The following is a 21,711-nucleotide window of genomic DNA, read 5'->3' as shown; positions in this document are numbered from 1 at the left end:
TTAAACTTCCAATTTATTCAACTATAAAAAGGCTTCCCAAGTTTCCTTGGAAAGCCTTTTCTCTATACGAAAAGTATATAAAACTACTTTTTCTTAGTATGCTTTTGTGTAACCTAAAATGTGCTTGCTCCAGTAAGAGTTACTTACAGAACTAATACGTACACCAGTTGCATCTGTTTCTGCACTAATGAACTGACCGTTTCCTAAGTAAACACCCATGTGAGAAGGACCTGATTTATAAGTATTTTGGAAGTATACTAAATCACCTGGTTGTGGATTGCTAGTTTTTGTTTTAGAGCTCCAGTATCCAGCAACTGTTTGACGAGCGCCTTTATGACCAGTTTGATTTAATACGTAGTGAATGAATCCACTGCAGTCAAAACCAGCAGGTGTTGTACCAGCAGTTCTGTATGGTGAACCATTTAAAGATCTAGCGAATCCAGCGATTGAAGATGTATCTCCACCTGTTGTTGGTTTTTGTACGTCTTTACCTGGTTGTTGAACGTTATTTGTAACGTTATTGTTATTGTTATTGTTATTGTTATTTGTAACGTTATTTACTCCGCCTTTTACAAACTTAACGAAGTCTGCACTTACGTAACCTGTGCGGCCGTTATGGTTAATTTTGTACCAACCATTTTCAGCGCCAGTAACGTTTAATACTTTACCATTTGTTACTCCACCGATTACAGCGTTGTATGTAGCTGGGCCTGTACGTACTTTTAAAGCACCAGTGTTAACAACATAAGAACCACCAGTTTGAACTGTTGTAGTATTGTTGTTTGTAGTTGGTTGTTGTGTTTCGTTAGATACAGCAGAACCACCTTTTGTTACGAAGTCTTTGCTTACGTATCCAGTTCCACCATTGAAGTTGATTTTAAACCAATCTTGTACTTCACCTACAACTTGTACTGTTTTACCTTTGTTTACAGAACCTAATACTGTATGAGATGTACTTGGGCCTGTACGTACGTTAAGTGAAGAAACGTTTACTGTGTAAGTACCTGTTCCTTGTTGAACAGTCGTTCCTGTTTTGCCACCAGTCGTTACGAAGTCACCACTTACATAACCTGTTTGACCATTTACGTTTACTTTGAACCAACCATTTTCTTGTCCAACTACTTGTAGCACTTGGCCTGATTTTACTTTAGAAATAACGTTATGTCCTGTACCAGCACCTGAACGAACATTTAATACATCAGCAGTTACTGTGTATTTTAATTCAGAAGTTGTTTCTACAGTTTTTGTTTCAGTTACAGTCGTTTGAGTTTGAGTTTGTCCATTAATTTCTTTTAGCGCTTCATTTGAAACTTGTGCATGAGCAGAATCCATTCCTGGAACTGCAACGCCAGCTACAGAAGCTGCTGCTAAACCTGCAATTACTTTTTTCATAAGTTGTCTTTACTTCCTTTCCCTACTATCCTCTTAAAAAAAACTTAAAACTTTAATACTTTACAATATTATCAAAGTAAAATATTCATCCAGTTCCATTTTTTAGCAAGAGTTTTATTTTTCACACAGAGTTCATTTTAAATGAACAAAGTGAAATCCGTGTGAACTTCATGTGAACTTTATCATTAAACATAGTGTTTTTGCAATGATTTTTTCAAATTTCTTGTATATCGCATAAAAATTCGACATTTCATTTAATATCTCAATATAAAATATCCCTTTTCTATCTTCTATGAAAAATTCTATTAACCTAATACAAACTACATTATGTATTTCCTTATAAAGCTCCTTACATAAAGTATACTTTCATCATGACAAAAATCACTCTATTAATCAATAGTATAATATTTTTAGAAAACTAATTTTCTATACTATCTACAATTTTGAAATAATTTGACGAATTGTAAGATTTATTTTATAAAAACCATTTCTCCTTTAAAGAAAGCACACACTATACCAATTGTTCTCTTTTTCTGATTATAGAATTTATAGGATAACCATAGTATTATATACATATCCTAATAAAAAGAGGAGGCATATTTGTGAGACATATAATAGATGATCCTATACAAAAAAATATAGAGCTGTACTATGCTTTTATTCAATTCGTTTCAATGATAACATTACAAAAAATATCAGTTGTTGAAACACGTAAAGATGAATTGAAAAATCAGATAAAAAATGAAGGACAAAAAAAACCTTATTACTTATAAAAAAAGGCGAACAGGTTATATTCCTGTTCACCTTTTATCAAATTATTTATAAATTTTTACACGGTTTTCTAACGATTGGAATTCTTTTTCACCAGCCTGTACTACCGGTTTACCAAATGGCATTTGCGCAGTGAGTTTCCAATTTCCTGGAACATCCCACTCTTTTCTCACTTCTTCATCAATTAGCGGATTGTAATGCTGTAACGTAGCACCAAACCCTTCAATTTCTAAAGCTGTCCAAATTGCAAATTGTAACATTCCTGATGATTGCTGAGACCAAGTTGGGAAATTATCTTTATATAATGCAAAGTTTGCTTGAAGGCCTTCCACTACTTCACTGTCTTCAAAATATAAAACCGTCCCATAACCACTTTTAAATGCATTCATTTTTTCTTCAGTAGGTGCAAAGTTATTTTCAGGTACAATTTTTCTTAACGTTTCTTTCGTAATATCCCATAATTTATCATGTTGTTCTCCTAATAAAACAACAACACGAGCACTTTGAGAATTAAAAGCTGAAGGTGTATGTTTTACAGCATGATAAATCACTTCTTGAATTTTCTCATCAGAAACTACTTGCTCTTTACTAATTGCATAAATAGATCTTCTGTCTTCAATTGCTGAGTAAAAATCTTTTGCCATCATAATTCCCTCCAATTTTCAATTGAGGCTATTTCATATGTATACATCATATTACGCCCCTCAAACTTATTATTAATAAGCTTATAACTTTATAATATCACAGCAACAAATAAACTCAAATGATAACACTTGTATTTAGAATCTTTTGCCTTTTTAAAGTTAAAATAAAAAGACTGTTTATTGTTATCTAAAATTAGTAACAACAAACAGCCTTACTTATGTAGCGATCTAGATTGGTATTTTACTTACTTAATTAACTAATCCAAATGCATACGACATTAACTTATTCGTCTCTGTAAAACGTTTTGTTTTACTTGAGGTCCCCATGACTACTGTAATAATTCTGTTATCACCTTGCTTGGCAGTCCCAGTAAAACAATATCCTGCACTATCTGTAAATCCTGTTTTTAGTCCGTCCATTCCTTCTATATATAAACTTTTATTATTTTTGTTTAACATGTCGTTTGTGCTTATAACATTAATATTATTAAATGCTAGCTGACTTTGACGCAAGTGAGTCACTTCTAATATTTCCGGATAATCTTTTATAAGATGATACGCCAATTGTGCTACATCAGCAGCCGTCATTTTTGTTTCACTTCCATCTGGCTCTTGTAATCCAGAAGCATTTGCAAATTTAGCATGTTCCGACATTTTTAACTGTTTCGCTTTTGCATCCATAAGCTGAACGAAATCTTTCTCCGATTTTGCCATATGTTCTGCTAAAGCCACAGCTGAATTATTAGCTGACTCAATCATTAATGCATGATATAAATCTTTAACAGTTAATGTGTCATTAACTTGTACTGGGATTCTCGCTCCCTCTGTTTGTGCCGCCTTCGCACTCATTTTAACTGGATCTTCCCAGCGAACTTTCCCGTTATGTATACTCTCTAGTAGGAGATACGCTGTCATCATCTTAGACATACTAGCCGGTGCAAAAGCTTCATTTTCATTATATTGATAAATAATATCTCCATCACTCGCATCGATAATCATAGCTGCTTTTGCATTAATTTCTGGTGGGATGTACTTTGGCGGGACTACTTTTTCAGAAAATCCTGCTTTAGGTAGTTCTGCCACTTGCAAAGGTTGTCCCTCTACATTTGCTACGCTCTTTTGATTTCCTTGGAATAAGAACCAACATACCCCTAAAATAATGACTAATAGGACTGTCATCCTTCCCCATTTTAACCGATTCATTTCAAAACTCCTTTAGCAAACCTTTTATACACTCACATTTAACCTTAACAACAATTCCTTTATACAGTCAAGGCAAAAAGGTATGTTTATTCATATACAGCAATGATTATTTTAATTTATTTATGGTAAACTTACAATATTGAAACGTAAGAATATTCAATAATAAATTCTCGTAAATAAAGGAAACTTTAATCAGCCCCACCAATCGGGCTTTTACGGGCAGCCCGCCCCCCACCTAACTTCTTCGCTTTCACTGAATTTTGAGGTGGGGATCTTACTGCACAGCAAATAGCGGGATAAACTATTTAATAGAAGGGATTCATTCAAATGCTACTTCCAAAATCATTGCAATACGGAGACACAATTGGGATCTATTCCCCTTCTTCACCAGTAACTTACACTTCTCTAAAAAGATTTGAACGAGCAAAATCTTACTTACAACAGAAAGGGTTTCATATATTAGAAGGTTCATTAACAGGTCGATATGATTTTTATCGTTCTGGTAGTATACAAGAGCGCGCTGAGGAACTAAATGCCTTGATAAGAAATCCTAATATTTCTTGTATTATGTCAACAATTGGTGGGATGAATTCAAATTCACTATTACCTTATATTGATTATGATGCTTTTCTAAATAACCCTAAAATAATGATTGGATATTCAGATGCAACTGCTTTATTACTAGGAATTTATGTTAAAACAGGAATTCCTACATTTTATGGGCCAGCTCTCGTCCCTTCCTTTGGCGAATTTGAACCTTTTGTTAATTGCACATACAAATATTTTGCAGAAACTTTACTACATGATCAATCTCTTCCTTATCATATAAAACAACCATTATTTTGGTCAGATGAATTTATTAATTGGGAAAAAAAGACGAAGGAGAAAGAACTTCGACCAAACAATTGGATTTCAGTAATTGATGGAAAAGCTACTGGGCGTATTATTGGCGGGAATTTAAACACGATACAAGGAATTTTTGGTAGCCCCTATATGCCACATATTCAAGAGGGCGATATTCTCTTTATTGAGGACAGTTCAAAAGATGCAGCTACTATCGAAAGAAGCTTTTCATTCCTTAAAATTAACGGTGTATTCGATAAAATTTCAGGTATCATTCTTGGAAAACATGAGCAATTTGATGATTGTGGTACAAATCGAAAACCTTTTGAAATACTATTAGAAGTACTTCAAAATCAAAGAATTCCTTTTCTAGCCGACTTCGATTGTTGTCATACACATCCAATGATTACCATGCCTATCGGTGTTCAAGTAGAGTTAGATGCAACAAATAAAACGATACATATTGTAGAACCTTGGAAAAAATGAATGCATGGCTTCTATTGTTTTACAATAAAAGCCATGATACTATATACTTTGGAATGTGAAAGATTAAACAAAATACGTTCCAATATCTATCATTAGAAAAATTAGGTATAAATATATATTTATATGCAAAAGAGAGTGAATAAATGAAACCAACTATTAAAAATTATGTATTTTTACATGTAGCTTTTTTGATATATTCTATCATTATGGTTTACATGAAATGGGCAGCTCAATTTCCAATTGCTTCAATCTCATTTTTTATTGCTTATTTCGGACTAGTTGTACTTTTATTCGGATATGCAATTTTATGGCAACAAGTAATTAAACATTTCGAAATTTCAAAAGCATATTCACATCGCGGGATTATTATACTATGGTCAATGCTTTGGTCAGTATTTCTATTTGGAGATACGATTCAGTGGAATCATTTACTTGGTGCAGCTATTATTATCGTCGGAATTGTGGTGGTGACAAAAGATGAATAGTTATATGTTATTATTTATTTTCGGGATAATTTTAGCTAATTACTCACAAATATTATTAAAAAAAGCTACTTTACAACAATACGATTCTAGAATAAAAGAATATGTGAATCCTTATGTTATTATCGGCTACTCTTTATTTGTACTTAACGCTGGATTAAATGTAATCGCCATGAAGGGCATGGAATTAAAACAAGCATCAGCATTAGAATCCTTAAGTTATATCATCATATTAATTTTCGGTTGGTATTTCCTAGGGGAAAAAATAACGAAACGTAAACTCATCGGTAACATGATTATTATCGTTGGTGTAATCGTTTATTGTATCCAATAGTAAAAAGCTCCGTTTATCACAAACGGAGCTTTTTACTATTGACCTAAATTTTGCACCTTATCTTTCAAATCTCGAACTTGATCTACCGTCTGCATAAGCTCTGAGTTTTTAAATTGCTCTACATCCACTTTCCCTTCTTCTATCTTTGTCATCGCCGTATCAATTAACGTATTTAACTTTTCGTTATATCCGACGATTTGTTGATGAAGATCCTTTGCTACATCAGGTGGCGTTAATTCATTGAATGCGGGTATATCTTGTTTAATTTCACTAAGCTTCGTTTCTAATTCTTTTCGAGCCTCACTATCATTAACGGCCTTTTCTGCTAATGCTGGTGCATCATTTGCAAATGCACTTATTTCATTTACATAGTCTGTCGCCTTTTGAGCATAATCTATCGAGTTCTTTCCTTCCTCCACTATTGAACATCCCATTAAACCAATTGAAACTATAAATACTAATAAAATTGATTTTATTTTCATTTTAGACTCCCTTCGTCTTTATAATTGTCTGTAGTTTTCTCTATACATAACTTCTAGCTAAATTGTTTATAACCTTTTTCAAATAGCTATTTATCCTCTTACATGCCCTATTATCGTTACAACATCTATTTCTATATGTACGCTTATAATATCTTCAATTATATCCATATATCCTTGTCCTATAGCTGTTCCATAGTGTAATGTAAGCCCCTTCTTTTCATACACTGACTTTGGCACTGAAAAAATAAATCTCCTCAAGTTTCTTTCATCAGCTGGTTCCATAATTAATACAATCCCATCCTCATCAAACATATACGCTCGCCCTCCAACTTTACATTCACTATGGCTCAGTATTGCCTTGGTCAGCAAAATTTAAAACATAATAAGTTAAGATACACTCTGCTCTATCATAAAGTGAAACTTTAATTAGCCCTCACCAGTCGAATCTTTACCGGCAAATAGCGGGATAAAAATAAAAAGCATTCATTCTTTTTTGTTAAGAATGAATGCTTTTTAAAAAATCAATTTCTAACTCTAGCATCTTTTTTTGACGAGGTTTTACTTTCCTTACGGGAACTCCAGCGTAAATATACCAATCATCTAAACTCTCTTTTACCATACTCATCGCGCCGACTGCCGTACCTTCTCCTACAGTTACATTTGGAAAAACAATAGAATTAGCACCAATAATCACATGTTTTTTTAAAATAACTTTTTCTGCTTTCACATCCCTATATTGATTCGGGACGGTTGGCCCCATTAATGTATTTCCACTGAAATCATCAAGTACTGCATATACAATTGTTTTAGCTGAGATGTTTGCAAAATCATGCATTTCAATCCCAACTTCCCCTCCATATAACGCTGTATACGCTGATATGTGCGAATAACTTCCAATTGTGATTTTGCCACTTAAAATGCAAAAATCATCAATTCTTACATGATTACCAATTGATATAGCACCCGGATTATATATACTTGCTTTTTTACTAATCAATACATTTTTCCCAACAGATAAAAACCCAATTTTCTTTAGTTCTTCTTGACTATAAAAACTATTCATCTACCAACACCACCTTCTGCTCTAAACAGATTACAATTTGCTCCACTAGTTCTTTCGTCATTCCTTCCCATAAAGGTAAACTTACGATTCGTTTAGCTATTTTATTCGTTTTTGTTAAATCTGTAGACTTATATTTTCTAAAAAGAACTTGTTGGTGGCAAGATGGTGAAAAGTATAATCTAGCTTCTATTTTCTGTTTTTTCAGTTCTTCTATTACTTGTATGTTGCGAACTTCTTCTGGACAAATGATAGGCATAAATTGGTGAATAACTGCTTCTGTCTTTTGGACTTTCCACCCTTTTTTCATTAACCCAGTATTTTGTAACAACTGTTTATACCATTCAGAAATACGGGTGCGTTCTTTTAATTTTTGATCCCACTTTTTTATAGTCGCAATCCCAATAGCTGCTGCGTATTCAGACATTTTACAATTAAACCCCATCATCGTGCATTCACGATTTTTATCAAATCCGAAATTCCCCATTCTTTTAATACGTTGTATATCTTCTTCGTTTTTACTATATATGAGCCCTCCTTCACCAATTCCGAACGGCTTTGTTGCATGAAAGCTATATACGATCATTCCACTAAAATCTTGACCGTAATGCATCCCTCTATTCATTAATCCAAATCCCGGTGCCGCATCTACGACAACCGGAATCCCCTTCTTCTCTAATTCTTCATATTCTTCTAAGTTCATCCATGATCCAAAAGTGGCGTACGGGACAACAATCGCAACCTCTTCTTTTAATTCTTCTATCTTATCCAAAAGTACCGTTTTATCCATATACCAATCATCTATTGAAATATCAATAAAGTAAGGTTCCAATCCACACCAAATAGCGGCTAAGGCAGTCGCAGGGAATGTAAAGCTAGGCATGAGAGCATACTTTCCCTTTCTTCTTTTCTTTAGTTGAATAGCCGCCATTAACCCTAACGTTGCGTTTGCTACTGTTGTAACAGCTCCCCTGTTTTGAAAAAATACCGACATAATTGTTTCCTCAAAACGTTGATTTATAGGTCCATAATTCGTATATATGTGAGATGTATCAATTTCCTTCAATTCGTCCAAATACTCAATTACAGGTACAGTTGAAGCACGTAAAAAAGGAATATTCTCCATATCTATCTATTCCTTCCTATCATTTTCGGACAATATAGAGCATATCTGTTTCAGATAATCCAAATTTCCTAGCACTTTTCATTCCTTGTTTTTCCGCTATGTTATATAATTCCACCTTAAATCCTGCATTCATTAATCGTTGAATAAATCCCGATTGATTATAAATTCTCACATGATCTTCTTGACCAAAAGCTAATTTCCTCAATTGTGGTGTTACAATTAATTCATTCTCTACAATAAAATCTACATTCATTACGATTGGTACTTGAATAATTCCCCATCCATTTGGCTTTAACACTCTATATAACTCTCGCATTGCTTTGTCATCATCAGGAACGTGTTCTAACACATGGCTACATAATATTACATCAAAGGTATTACTATCATATGTAATCCTTGTAACATCAATTTCCTTCATTAATGGATCCTTTGGTTCTAAGTCACCACATACGTACGTAATATTTTTATACTCGTTAAACCAATCTCTTAACTTCGCTTCAGGTGCAATATGAAGCATAGTATAGTTTCTATTTAACAAGTCTGTTTCCGTTTCAATGTATGTACGATACAATCTTTCACGATCCATCGAATTACAAACTGGACATATCCCTGTATCTTTATTCCACATCTCAAATTTATATTTCGGAAAATCATAATGTGCTGGCCAAGGTGAAAATTTTTCAAATTGTTGATTGCAATATTGACAATAACAGAATTCTTTCTCAAACATGTGAGCAACTAATTTGTGTAACCCTTTTTTTATCTTTTCATTATAAATTTGATCTATTTCGCCGTTTCTTACTGCATCCTTAACTATAAATCCCGCATTTTCTAAACAATAAGATAAACTCTCTTTATACTCACTTTCAGAACTTAAAAATCCACTATTATATGCATCTATAATTAATTCAATCCACTCTTCAATTGTCATTAACATAAAATGCATTTGTTTTTGATTTTGTCCACTATGTTGTCTAAAATAACTAAGAGGTTCTTGTATATAAACTACTTTTCCTTTTCTCATCATATCTATCCAAGTTGCAATATCATTAATAGCAGAATAAGCCTTTCCTTTAAAATACCCAAACTTACCTTCAAACAAATCCCGATTAAACAAAACAGTTGTCGGCTCACCAACTATATTTTTTAAGTTTTTTAACATATAATTCCCTAATTCTTTTCCTTCAAAAAGTGTTGTTTCTTTCGCGATTTTCATATTCAATGTTGAAGGTGGTAATATCTCTCCATTCTCATCAATCAGTTCACGATATGACGTCACAAATGAAATGTTTTCTAATGCCAAAAAGTATTTCATCATTCTCTCGATCTTTTCATGATGAAATAAGTCATCATCTAATAAAAAGTTTATATAATCCCCATTCGCAAGTTCTATACACTTATTAAAGTTTTCAGCAACTAATGGCGTTTCATTTTTAACATATGTAATACACTCATATTCACGTAAGTACGGTTGAATCATAACATTGACTTCATTATTTGTACTGTCGTCAGAAATAATAATTTCTATATTTTCATATGTTTGATTCAGAGCACTGTTGAGCGCTAATTCCAAGTAATAAGGTCTATTGTATGCAGGAATAAGTATACTTACTTTCGGTAAAGAAGAATTATTATTTATATGCTGTTTTTTCTTTTCTATATTTATTTTCTTTCCTCTAATTTTTTGGTAATAGTCTAATGTATATAATATCGATGATGGAACTATCCTTCTTGCATAATCTAGAAAATTAGTTATCGCTTTGTCTAAATCTTTTTCGTTGGATAAGAAACCATATTTTTCTCCCGCTATAATACTGTGTGAAAAATCTTCTAACCCATCCATTATTTTATTAGATTCATTTAACTGTTGATCTGGATGTAATCGAAAGTAACTAAGTGTCTCTGCTATATATACTGCTTTTCCTTCACTTAATAAAGATAACCATGAAGCTATATCTACATTACATAAATACCGCCTCTTATCAAAAATCCCATACGGTTCTTGTAACTCATTTTTACGAAATAAAACTGTTGTTGGTTCTCCAATATAATTTTTTTGATCCACAATTACCTTATTTCCTAATTCTATTCCCTCTATAATCGTATCCTCTTCAAATAAACGGACAGTTGAATAAATATGTCGTAGTTCTTTCCCTTTATCATCAATTACTTGACGATGAGATGTTACTAGCTTAATTTCATTATCTAGATCATTGAAAAAATACTTCATCATCTTTTCAATTTTATTCACATGAAATATATCATCATCCATTAAAAAATTTATATACTCACCGTTCGCTTCATGAAATAACATTAGCGCATTTTCAAATTGTCCGAGAGTTGATCTGTTTTTTATATAAATAATATTTAAATGATCACATAAATATTTTTGTAACACCTTTTCTGTTTCGTCATTCGTGCTGTCATCTCCAACTATAATTTCTATATTAGGGTACGTTTGTTCTAACACACTACATAACGCCTTTTCAAAGTAGTGAGGACGATTATACGTAGGAATTAACACACTTACCAACGGAAGTTGCTCTACGACCTCTTCAATTCTTTCAATACGATTTCTCATTTTAACTCTCTCACCTCTTCGCATATTATTTATATACGCGACACAAAAATCACATTACTTTAACTGTATGGAGCCTATATACTTTTATGCAAACATGAAACAAAATATCATACTTTTCGTTCCTGAATAAACATATTTAATAACGCGGACATTTTATTTGCACCTTTTTTATTCATATGATCACTATCATAAAAATCATCCTCACAAAATAATGGCGAATCAAATAGATCTATGATTTGAAAAGAATATTGAGTTTGAAACTCATTTATAACTTTATAAAAATCTTCTTTTAATTTCTTACTACTACAATTGAAATAATGTGAAGTAACAGGGAATACAACAATTAATGGCTTTATATCGTTTTTTAATAGTAATTCTAAATATTTCTTAAAAATCATTTTATTTTCAACTAAAGTATGAGGATACGCCAATTTAGCGTGTGAAGCTGCTCTTATTTTCCCGTGTTCTTCAAAAGGAATGTAAAGAGGAGTAGTATTCCATTCAGCATTTATCCAAGGCAGTACCAATGATTCATCTTTTAGTTCATCTAATAAAATATATTCAAAATGCAAATTAAAAATAGAAAGAAGTGGTTTCGGAGTATTTAGATGTGAGAATCCATCAGTGGGTAGAGGAGAATGAACTACAGTATGATGACCATCTTGAAACAATGGATAATATACTTTGTGAATTCTATATGATTCAGATGATAACGACATATCAAAGAAAAACGAAAAATAGGCTATTCCTATTAAACAATATTGAAATGAATGAGTGTTTGATAGAAGTTGTGACGCTATTAAATAATCATAGTATAGATCTTGCGATGGAAGTGTTAATTTTATTGACTTTTTTGAGAGGAGCTCCGTACTTATACCACAATGTGGATAAGACAAACCGGTAGCAAACAATTCATACGTCGGATCACTCTTTGCTTTTTTCATAGAAATGTATAAAGACATAAGCTCTGGATTTATTTGATAGATAGAAATTAATTTATCCTTCCATTCATACATGTATTTTGTTAAATTAATAATTTTTGAACTTTGCACGCCCCTATTTATCAAGTCATTTGTAAGTTTTTCTGCTTCCACTCTCCAAATGACTATATATTGAAAAGAATTTTCTATTCGAACAACATCTGAAACGTCTACAACATGAACTATTGTTTTACATTTATTTTTGTCTAATGTATTTCGAATCCTCTCCCCGGATAATTCATCACTTAAAACAATGATTTTATACTGCTCCTTCATGTACATCCCCTCCATTATATGTATAATATGAAATTCATTTTTAATTCGTAACAATCATATACACCTGCAATCTAACAAAAAAATAGCTCCACCATTAGGCGTAGCTATTTTTACAATTATTGCTTATTCAAATCATATTCCTTTATCTAACTCATAAAGTTTACGATACTTTTCATTTTCTTTCAGAAGTTGTTTATGACTACCTTGCATGACAATTTGGCCACGATCAAGGAATATAACTTCGTCTACATGTTCTATTCCTACAAGATGGTGCGTAATCCAAATAACCGTCTTTTCTTCCGTTGCAGAAAACATTGTTTCAATTAAAGACAATTCTGTTTTCGGATCTAAACCGATAGTCGGTTCATCAAGTACAATGATGGGTGTTTCTTGCATAAGAGTTCTAGCAAAAGCAACCCTTTGTCTTTCACCACCAGAAAACCGCTTTCCCATTTCATGCATTTTTGTTTGTAATCCGTCCGGAAGAGAAGTAATATGTGAAGCTAATTGTACTTTCTCTAAAGCTTTCCATATCTCTTCATCCGTCGCCTCTGGTTTGCCAATTCGTACATTATTTCCAATTGTCGTATCAAACAAATGGGGCTTTTGATTTAATACAGAAATATATTTAGATAAAAGATTCGTATGAGCTCGTTCACCATTCAATACAACTTGGCCGTTTACTGGGCTTAACGCCCCTGTTAACAATTTTAGTAAAGTAGATTTCCCTGTCCCACTTCTGCCTAAAATAGCAATTTTCTTCCCTGCTTTTATTTGTAATGATACGTCTTTTAATACAATCTCATTACTATCTGGATAACTATACGATACGTGATTCAGTTCAATATCTACATGTCTTGGTTCAACGTAATCATTATCTCCATACAAATCCATTTTATCATGTAAAACAATATCACTTTCTACGCCATTAAGACGATGGGTAGATTCTACATACGACGGGATTCGATCGATGGCATCTGCAATAGGAATAAGCGCATTCGTTACAGATAAAGTCATTAATACGAAAGCTGCGATAACTGTAGGAGCAATTTGCTCACTTGCCGCTTCATTTCCAGTCCATATAATCATCGAAATAACTACAATACCTACTACTGATTGAATGATACTGTCCCGAATATGATACCAGCGTTTCACTCTCTTTTCGATTTTTAACAACTGATCATTTTGTTTTACATACTCATTAATAAATTCACCTTTACGACCACTTGCCTGCCAATCAGATAATCCAAAAACAGCATCCGTCAGTTGTTGATACAAACGGCTTCTGCCTTGCTTTAAAGTAACATGGTGTTTCTTCGTCAAAAGTAATGATACAAATGGAAGAAGAAACACGATAATAGCTAACATACAACCTACAATAAGTGCAAACACAAGGTCAAATGCACCGATAACAAGTACGAAGATACTATAAACAACTAGCGCTAATATACTAGGAAATATTGTACGTAAATATAGGTTTTGCAAATGCTCTATATCTTCGGATAACACTCCTAACATATCACCCGTTTGAAATCGAGAACGGAAAAATAACGCCTGTGGTTCTACTATTCTATATAGCTTCGTTCTCATTTTTTCTAATATACGTAGTACGACATCATGTCCGACTAAGCGCTCTATATAATGAAACACAGCTTGCCCTATACTAAACGCTCTTGTTGCAACAATAGGAACATATACAGCCATTACATTTTCTGGTCTAAGGGCAGATTTTGAGATTAAATAACCTGAAATAAAAAGTAACATCGCTCCTGAACTAACTCCAAGAAGACCAAGGAAAATAGTTAAAGTCATTCTACCTTTATTTTGTTTTATATAAGGTTTAACCCAGTTACTCATTTCTCTCCCCTCTCTTCCCTATGAAAATGTAATGTCTCACTCTCTAAAAGTTCTTCATACGTCCCACTTTCTTTCATTTCCCCTTTATTTAAAATAAGGATATGGTCCATTTGTTTCATCCAATGTAGACGGTGAGTTGCTAAAAATACTAACTTTCCATTAAATAGACGTAACATCGCTTGCTTTATTTCAAATTCGGTTTCAATATCAAGATGTGCCGTAGGCTCATCTAATAAAATGATTGGTTTTTTACTTAAAAGTGCACGCGCCATAGCTACACGCTGTTCTTGTCCGCCACTTAGCATACGTCCACCTTCCCCAATTCTTTCGTGCATCCCATTTGGAAGTGATGTAACGAGTGAACGAAGGCCGACTTCATTAATAACTCTTTCAACTTCTTCATCTGTTGCTTTTGTTTCATAAAAACGAATGTTATCCTTTAATGAAAGCGGAAAAATATAAGGTTGCTGCGGAATGTAAGCAATATTTTTTTGCCAATCTTCACGAGTAGATCCATCAACTTCTAGACCATTTACTAACATCTTTCCACTCGAAGGAGATAAAAACCCGGCTAATACGTCGATTAACGTCGATTTCCCCGCACCACTTTCACCAATAACACCAATAGCACCGTTACCTTCCCAAGTAAAATTAATCCTTTCTAATATAGCCTTCTCAGATTCAGTATTATTAACTTTGATATCTTGTAATTTCAAGCTACTAGAGGCATTCCATACTATATCTTCATTTAAATCTTTCTTTTCTATTCCTTTTTGTTGTTGCAAAATCTCTTCTATTTGCTCCATCGCAATTTGTCCATCTAATGTCGCATGATAATTTGCTCCCACTTGTTTAATCGGCAGAAAATATTCCGGAGCTAAAATCAAAATTGTAAGGGCTGGTAATAGTATAATCGTTCCATCTATTAAGCGTATCCCTAATCCGACTGCCACAAACGCGATTGATAAACTCGTAAAGAAATCTAATGCAAAAGAAGAAAGAAAAGCAACTCGCAAAGTACGCATCGTTGCTTTTCTATATCTTTTACTTACTTTTTCAATCTTTCCTTCGTGCTGTTCACTTTTCCCTAAATACTTTAATGTTTCTAAACCTTTTAACGTATCTACAAAATGGTTCGAAAGTACACGATATATCTCATACTGACTATCTGCCATTTTTTGCGCTGCTAATCCGAGAAGAATCATAAATATGATCACGATAGGAATCGTTACAACTAAAATGATTCCAGACTCAATATCTAGCGTAAAAACATATAGTACAATTAGACCTGGAACGATACTGCTTCTAATCATTTTAGGAATCGTTAATTCAATATATGTTTTAAATTTCTCAATCCCCTCAATTGATAAGGTAACCAGATGACCAGTTCCAACCGTTTGAACATACCTTGGACCTAATGTGAAATATGCCTCTATCAATTGTTTTCTTAGTAACGACCCTGTTTTTTCGGCAAAACGTTCCACTAATATTTGTGATGTTCGAACTACTATGTGACGCGCTGCAAACGCGATACCAAAATAAACAATTTCACTTAATATTGTTTGTACTGTCTCTCCATGAAATAAAAACGTAATAGCTCGTGCTAAAAAGATTGTTTGCGCAATAATACTAAAAGCTTCTAAAATACTAATAATCGTTAACGCTACATATAAAATACGGCTACCGGGATAAGACGGAAGTCCTCTTTTTCTTTTCATTAGTACTCCAAATCGTTGTCTGACTTAACAGGTTGTCTAAATACATAATAACTCCATATTTGACTTCCGATAACGAAAGGCAAAATAGCAATCGCAAAGTAAGTCATAAGTTTTAATGCATAAGCTCCTGATGCTGCGTTGTAAATTGTCAAATCATTCATTGCTCCTAAAGAGCTAATCATAACACGTGGGAACATACCGATAAATACACTCGCACTTAGTAAAATGATTGTTAAACTCGTCATAAAGAAAGCCCAACCATCTCTTCTTCTTTTATTTAATAAAGTGGACACTAATAGTGCTACAAAAGCTCCGATTGGTACCATAATCCATTCTGTTCCATGAGCAGTGAAAATGTCGGTTTTCCATAACCCCACACCAGCAAAAACAAGAAGTGTAATTAATGAAAATGGTGCAATTTTTATTGCAGCAATTCGTGCACGTTCTCTCAATTTACCAGTTGTACGTATCGTAAGAAATTGTAATCCGTGAACAATACATAGTAGGAGAAACATTACTCCCCCAAGTAACGCAAATGGATGAAGTAATTGCAGGAATCCACCTACAACATTTTTACTCTCATCAATAGGTACACCTACCATAAAGTTTGCAATCGCAACTCCCCAAAGGATAGGAGGTAACATACTTCCAATAAACATCCCCCAATCCCACGCACTCTTCCATTTATGATTATCTATTTTCGCACGAAATTTAAAGGAAACACCTCTTAAAATTAAAGCAAGAAGCATAAATACAAACGGAATATAAAAACCACTAAATAAAGTTGCATACCAGTGCGGAAATGCCGCAAACATGGCTCCACCAGCACAAACAAGCCATACTTCATTCGCGTGCCAGAACGGTCCTATTGTATTTAAGTAAACTCGTTTTTCAAAATCATTCTTTCCTAAAAACCTCGAAACCATTCCTACCCCAAAGTCGAAACCTTCCAGTACGAAGAATCCAACAAATAAGATTGCAATAACTAAAAACCATAACTCATTAAGAGATAACATACTCTTCCTCCTTATCAAATGGATCATGGCTTTGATAATCCTTTTTCGTTTTCTTATTCGTGTGGCCCTTAATGGTACGAACAAATAAGTACACACAAATTCCACCCATAATTAAATACATTGATGTGAATGAAATAAGTGAGAATAATACTTCACCGAATGTTACATTTGGTGATACAGCATCTTCTGTTTTCATTACACCAAATACAACCCAAGGTTGACGACCCATTTCAGTCATAATCCACCCTACTGTATTACCGATGAATGGAAGAGAAATTGCATACACCATTAATTTTAAATACCACGTTTTTTCAGCTAAACGATCTTTTCTTGATAAGAACCATCCGTAAGCTCCTAGAAGAAGCATGAATGTTCCACTCATTACCATCGCTCTAAAACTCCAAAACATTGTATGCACTGGAGGAATATAATCCCCAGGTCCATATTTTTCTTCATATTGTTTTTGAATTTGATTCATCCCTTCAACTTGACCGCTAAACTTATCATACGATAATAGACTTAGCATATAAGGGATTTGAATTTCAAACGAATTTTCTTTCTTCTCTGTATCAATTTTCGAAAATACTGTAAATGGCGCTGGATCCTCACTTGTATTCCATAGTGCTTCAGCTGCCGCCATCTTCATTGGATGTGTCTTAATTAATTGTTGCGCTTGTGCATGACCGAAGAATAATACAAGCGCCGTTGTAATTGTTCCAACAATGATAGAAATGCGGAAAGATTTTTTAAATACTACAGTTTCTTGTCCTTTTGTAATTTTCCATGCACTTACACCCGCAATAAAGAATGCACCTGTTGCAATTGCTGCTGTAATTGTATGCGGGAATTGTACCCATAGTTGTGGGTTTTGAATAATGGCTAAGAAATCATTCATTTGTGCACGACCATCAGCTGCCATTTCATACCCGACAGGTGACTGCATAAATGCACTTGCAGTTAAAATCCAGAATGCTGATAACATCGTTCCAATTGAAAGGAGCCAAATACACATTAAGTGAATTCGCTTCGGTAATTTATCCTCACCGAATACCCATAAACCTAGGAATGTAGACTCAATGAAAAATGCCAGTAATCCTTCAATTGCAAGCGAGGGACCAAATACATCACCTACAAAACGTGAATACGTTGACCAGTTCATACCAAACTGAAATTCTTGTAAAATACCTGTTACTACACCTACTGCAAAGTTAATAAGGAATAATTGCGTCCAAAACTTTGCCATCTTCTTATATACTTCTTGCCCTTTTACCACATACAACGTTTGCATGATCGCAATAATAAAAGCTAAACCAATTGACAGCGGAACAAAAAAGTAATGGAAAATCGTTGTTGATGCGAACTGTATTCGTGCCAATTCGAGCGTTTCCATACTAAAATCACTTCCTTCATAGTTTTTATAATAAAAGTTAATTGAGCAATCTTATCAAACTCAATTATTAAGAAATACGAAAAGACAAAAACATTTTGTATGTATTGTCGAAAAATATGAAGTTTCAGTTTTTCAAACTATTGCAATGCTAATTTTTACCTTTTCACTATTTCTGTAGTGTTTTATTCGTTAATCGAATTGTATAATATACCTGCATAGTAAATTCAGGTTATTTTTGACGTATTATTGACATCATTTTGTCTGAAATATGTCTTTTGTCATTTTTTTGAATCAGATTTTTTTCATTAGCAAAATGTGTTTTTTCAATATACTTCTTACTTTTATATCTATAAAACAATCGTTTTTTCTTCATACACTTGACTTTCAACCGAAAAAATGTCCTCGAAACTACCCTCGATAAATGCTTATTTTTTGTCAAGAGAAAAATGTATTTTCAAAATTCAAACTCGAAATAATGTTATTCAAAAATAGAAAACAACTTCCCTCTCCCTCGACTAAAAGTTCATTTTTTTGTCATTTTTCTATAACAAATAAAAAACTGAGAGTCAATTAGACTCCCAGTTTTTTTATTTATTTTGCTGTATGTTTTCTAACGGCTGGTAATATTTCAGTAGCAATTAATTCAATATTTTTCTCAATTTTATCAAATGGTACACCGCCAAAATCAATTTGTGCCATAAAGCGTTGTTGGCCAAACAATTCATATTGGTAAAGCATTTTCTCAATGATTTGTTGTGGGCTACCAACCATTAAAGCATCACGGTAATCTATTGCATTTGTAAATTGCTGTTTCGGATACCCACCACCGCGCAGTGTAAGCATACCAGCATTAATGTGAGGATAATATTCACTAAGTGCATCTTGTGAATTTTTTGCCGTATAAAATAAACTCGTTGTCGCAACTGGTAAACTAGCTGGATCAAATCCACTTTGCTGAGCAGCCTCGCGGTAAGCATCTACTGACACTTTAAAGTTAATTGCTGGACCACCAAGTGTTGTTATCATCATTGGCACACCTGCACGTCCTGCTTTAATTGCACTAGCTGGTGGACCTCCAACTGCACGCCAAATTGGTAAGTTATTATTTTTCGCTCTTGGAATAACCGATGCATGTGCGAGCGGTGCTCTGAACTGTCCATTCCATGTTACATGTTCCTCGTTATTAATTTTTAATAAAAGATCCATCTTCTCTTCAAATAATTCTTCATAATCATTCACGTCATAACCAAGTAAACTATATCCTCCAATACGAGATCCACGACCAGCTACGATTTCAGCACGACCATTAGAAATCAAGTCAATGGTAGCGAAATCCTCATATACTCGAACTGGGTCAGATGTACTTAATATCGTTGCGGAACTTGCAATTTTTATATTTTTCGTAGCTTGCGCGACCGCACCTAAAATAACTGTATGAGCTTGCGTTGTAAAATGCGTTTGATGACTTTCACCTACAGCAAACACATCAAGCCCTGCCTCATCTGCTAACTTAGCTGTTTCAATTAGTTCGTGAATTCTTTTTTCTGGCGTAACTTTCTCCCCATTATGTGGATTTAATACATGATCGCCAATTGAATATAACCCAAACTCAATTCCTTTTCTTGTATCTATACGGTATTTTTCCATAGTTACTCTCCCCTTTAATAAAGTAGTATTAGTTTTTCTTCTAAAAACGTTGGTAAGTCAAGTATATCTCCGTATTACCTATCTCATCACTTGATTAGTCAATTGATGATGTAAAAAAAATTACTCTTGCGGTAATTCTTTTTTTTCGCTATGCTTATGAACTTTCGTCATCAGCTCGTATAATATTTTCTGCTCTTCTTCATTTAATACATCATCAAAAAACGAAGATTGAAATGCAAGTTGCTCTGGCAATGCTCTCTCTAAAGCTGCTTCTCCTTGCTCTGTAAGACTAATTGTTTTCGTTTTCCAATCTTGTTTTCGTACAATATATCCTTCTTTTTCAAGACGAGTTAACATTCGAGAAATGCCACCTTGTGTAACAGTTACCTTTTCAGCTAACTCCATTTGTGTTAGTGGTTGATACGTACGTATTTGCAAAAGCACATCAAATTGAGCTGTCGTTAAATCAAAACGTTTTAAAAACTCATTTGACATTTGATTACTTTGGTTCGTAAATCGTATTAAACGTAACCATATTAATGATCCTATCGTATTATCACGCATGTTTCATCACTTCCTAGCGTTCATCTTACTATCACTTTACCACTCAAGTGATGGTAATGCAAGTGAAAAAGTATTCGACATTATATTACGTATCCACTAAACCAATCTATATAACTCCTGAATCACCAATAAACAAACAAGAGTGCTTAGATAAACCCTTTAGGTTTCCTAACACTCTGATATCTTTGTAGATTTTAGGGTATGAAAATAATAAATAATTATTGAATAAATGTAAAAAACTAAAAAATGAATATTCATAATCACTCTTATAGCGTAATATAACACTGGTTATACCCTTATCCTATCTACTACAATATCCTTATGTACGGCTAATTACATTTGTGAAGGTATGTAAAATGAATTCAAGTTAATCATTTATTAATTACAAATATTCTTATTAATGAATTTCTGATTTATCTATTTTCAGAAAATTGATGGATTATTTAACGATGTGAATCCTAGAAACGAGCCAAAATCTATTCAAAAAATGGAGTATAGTTGTAATTACAGCTGTGTTATTGATTTCCCAATTGAGTTAGTTATCTCAACTGCACATAAGAGCTGAAGCACCTTCAAATTCTACTGTATTTCATAAATTAATGCCTAAATATTTAATAACCAATTTTAATTTTGATATGGATGCATCAGCTGTTACGATAACGCAGTAATTGAAAATCTCTTTGGAATCATGAAGTCTGAATTTCTATACCGAAAAGAATTTAAAAATATAGACCACTTTAAACACGAACTAACAAAGTACATAGCGTACTATAATCATAAAAGAATTAAGGCAAAACTAAAAGGCATGAGTCCGATACAATATCGGATTCATGCCCAAGAAGCTACCTAATGAAATAAT

General features: G+C 33.4%; 19 protein-coding genes and 1 pseudogene. 5 read left to right on the top strand and 15 right to left on the bottom strand.

Going from position 1 to position 21,711, the window contains the following annotated elements:
- Positions 1 to 93: 93 nt before the first annotated feature.
- The gene (gene entFM / locus BCG9842_RS09225; RefSeq protein ID WP_000755522.1) at positions 94 to 1,392 is read right to left on the bottom strand and encodes an enterotoxin EntFM; all 1,299 of its coding nucleotides are present in this window, start codon (positions 1,390 to 1,392) and stop codon (positions 94 to 96) included.
- 602 nt (positions 1,393 to 1,994) lie between these two features.
- On the opposite strand from entFM, the gene BCG9842_RS09220 reads away from it, so the two are divergent.
- On the top strand, positions 1,995 to 2,165 hold the full coding sequence (locus BCG9842_RS09220; protein ID WP_001215911.1) for a hypothetical protein: 171 nt from the start codon (positions 1,995 to 1,997) through the stop codon (positions 2,163 to 2,165).
- Between the two features lie 42 nt (positions 2,166 to 2,207).
- Here BCG9842_RS09220 and BCG9842_RS09215 read toward each other — a convergent pair whose 3' ends face one another.
- The gene (locus BCG9842_RS09215) at positions 2,208 to 2,810 is read right to left on the bottom strand and encodes a nitroreductase family protein (protein WP_002083262.1); all 603 of its coding nucleotides are present in this window, start codon (positions 2,808 to 2,810) and stop codon (positions 2,208 to 2,210) included.
- A 246-nt stretch (positions 2,811 to 3,056) separates the two neighbouring features.
- On the bottom strand, positions 3,057 to 4,010 hold the full coding sequence (locus BCG9842_RS09210; RefSeq protein WP_001080883.1) for a D-alanyl-D-alanine carboxypeptidase family protein: 954 nt from the start codon (positions 4,008 to 4,010) through the stop codon (positions 3,057 to 3,059).
- 327 nt (positions 4,011 to 4,337) lie between these two features.
- Here BCG9842_RS09210 and BCG9842_RS09205 point away from each other — a divergent pair, with 327 nt between their 5' ends.
- The 3 genes from BCG9842_RS09205 to BCG9842_RS09195 all read left to right on the top strand — a co-directional run bounded on the left by BCG9842_RS09205 (position 4,338) and on the right by BCG9842_RS09195 (position 6,155).
- Entirely contained in the window at positions 4,338 to 5,339 is a 1,002-nt protein-coding gene (locus BCG9842_RS09205) for a S66 family peptidase (protein ID WP_000926336.1), read from the top strand.
- 143 nt (positions 5,340 to 5,482) lie between these two features.
- The gene (locus BCG9842_RS09200; RefSeq protein WP_000805128.1) at positions 5,483 to 5,824 is read left to right on the top strand and encodes an EamA family transporter; all 342 of its coding nucleotides are present in this window, start codon (positions 5,483 to 5,485) and stop codon (positions 5,822 to 5,824) included.
- Positions 5,817 to 6,155, top strand: a complete 339-nt coding sequence (locus BCG9842_RS09195; RefSeq protein WP_001089874.1) for an EamA family transporter — start codon at positions 5,817 to 5,819, stop codon at positions 6,153 to 6,155. Before BCG9842_RS09200 ends, BCG9842_RS09195 begins: the two co-directional genes overlap by 8 nt.
- Before the next feature lie 35 nt (positions 6,156 to 6,190).
- Here the strand turns inward: BCG9842_RS09195 and BCG9842_RS09190 are convergent, their stop codons facing one another.
- From BCG9842_RS09190 to BCG9842_RS09135, 12 genes are all read right to left on the bottom strand, one after another.
- Positions 6,191 to 6,637, bottom strand: coding sequence for a DUF6376 family protein (locus BCG9842_RS09190; RefSeq protein ID WP_000695203.1), 447 nt, complete (start codon positions 6,635 to 6,637; stop codon positions 6,191 to 6,193).
- Between the two features lie 90 nt (positions 6,638 to 6,727).
- Positions 6,728 to 6,949: a hypothetical protein gene (locus BCG9842_RS09185; protein ID WP_000459099.1), complete on the bottom strand. Its 222-nt coding sequence runs from the start codon at positions 6,947 to 6,949 to the stop codon at positions 6,728 to 6,730.
- A gap of 184 nt (positions 6,950 to 7,133) precedes the next feature.
- On the bottom strand, positions 7,134 to 7,700 hold the full coding sequence (locus BCG9842_RS09180; protein ID WP_001084172.1) for an acyltransferase: 567 nt from the start codon (positions 7,698 to 7,700) through the stop codon (positions 7,134 to 7,136).
- Complete coding sequence (locus BCG9842_RS09175) at positions 7,693 to 8,823, bottom strand: DegT/DnrJ/EryC1/StrS aminotransferase family protein (protein ID WP_000427952.1); 1,131 nt, start codon at positions 8,821 to 8,823, stop codon at positions 7,693 to 7,695. Before BCG9842_RS09175 ends, BCG9842_RS09180 begins: the two co-directional genes overlap by 8 nt.
- Positions 8,824 to 8,842: 19 nt before the next feature.
- Positions 8,843 to 11,404, bottom strand: a complete 2,562-nt coding sequence (locus tag BCG9842_RS09170; RefSeq protein ID WP_001245912.1) for a glycosyltransferase — start codon at positions 11,402 to 11,404, stop codon at positions 8,843 to 8,845.
- A gap of 107 nt (positions 11,405 to 11,511) precedes the next feature.
- Entirely contained in the window at positions 11,512 to 12,660 is a 1,149-nt protein-coding gene (locus BCG9842_RS09165; protein WP_000664257.1) for a hypothetical protein, read from the bottom strand.
- A 132-nt stretch (positions 12,661 to 12,792) separates the two neighbouring features.
- Positions 12,793 to 14,517, bottom strand: coding sequence for a thiol reductant ABC exporter subunit CydC (cydC, locus tag BCG9842_RS09160; RefSeq protein WP_000073641.1), 1,725 nt, complete (start codon positions 14,515 to 14,517; stop codon positions 12,793 to 12,795).
- The gene (cydD, locus tag BCG9842_RS09155; RefSeq protein ID WP_000824019.1) at positions 14,514 to 16,235 is read right to left on the bottom strand and encodes a thiol reductant ABC exporter subunit CydD; all 1,722 of its coding nucleotides are present in this window, start codon (positions 16,233 to 16,235) and stop codon (positions 14,514 to 14,516) included. The genes cydC and cydD overlap by 4 nt, the downstream gene beginning before the upstream one ends.
- Entirely contained in the window at positions 16,235 to 17,251 is a 1,017-nt protein-coding gene (cydB, locus tag BCG9842_RS09150; protein ID WP_000950083.1) for a cytochrome d ubiquinol oxidase subunit II, read from the bottom strand. The genes cydD and cydB overlap by 1 nt, the downstream gene beginning before the upstream one ends.
- Positions 17,238 to 18,641: a cytochrome ubiquinol oxidase subunit I gene (cydA, locus tag BCG9842_RS09145; protein ID WP_000448870.1), complete on the bottom strand. Its 1,404-nt coding sequence runs from the start codon at positions 18,639 to 18,641 to the stop codon at positions 17,238 to 17,240. The genes cydB and cydA overlap by 14 nt, the downstream gene beginning before the upstream one ends.
- Before the next feature lie 591 nt (positions 18,642 to 19,232).
- On the bottom strand, positions 19,233 to 20,288 hold the full coding sequence (locus BCG9842_RS09140) for an LLM class flavin-dependent oxidoreductase (RefSeq protein WP_000417553.1): 1,056 nt from the start codon (positions 20,286 to 20,288) through the stop codon (positions 19,233 to 19,235).
- 120 nt (positions 20,289 to 20,408) lie between these two features.
- The gene (locus BCG9842_RS09135) at positions 20,409 to 20,852 is read right to left on the bottom strand and encodes a MarR family winged helix-turn-helix transcriptional regulator (protein WP_001205523.1); all 444 of its coding nucleotides are present in this window, start codon (positions 20,850 to 20,852) and stop codon (positions 20,409 to 20,411) included.
- Between the two features lie 646 nt (positions 20,853 to 21,498).
- On the opposite strand from BCG9842_RS09135, the pseudogene BCG9842_RS29550 reads away from it, so the two are divergent.
- A pseudogene (locus BCG9842_RS29550) lies at positions 21,499 to 21,702 on the top strand (IS3 family transposase); the annotation flags it as partial.
- Between the last annotated feature and the right edge of the window lie 9 nt (positions 21,703 to 21,711).

This window comes from Bacillus cereus G9842 (assembly GCF_000021305.1).
GTDB lineage: Bacteria > Bacillota > Bacilli > Bacillales > Bacillaceae_G > Bacillus_A > Bacillus_A thuringiensis_S.
Note: the sequence above shows the minus strand (reverse complement) of the source record. Positions and strands in the feature narration are given on the sequence as shown.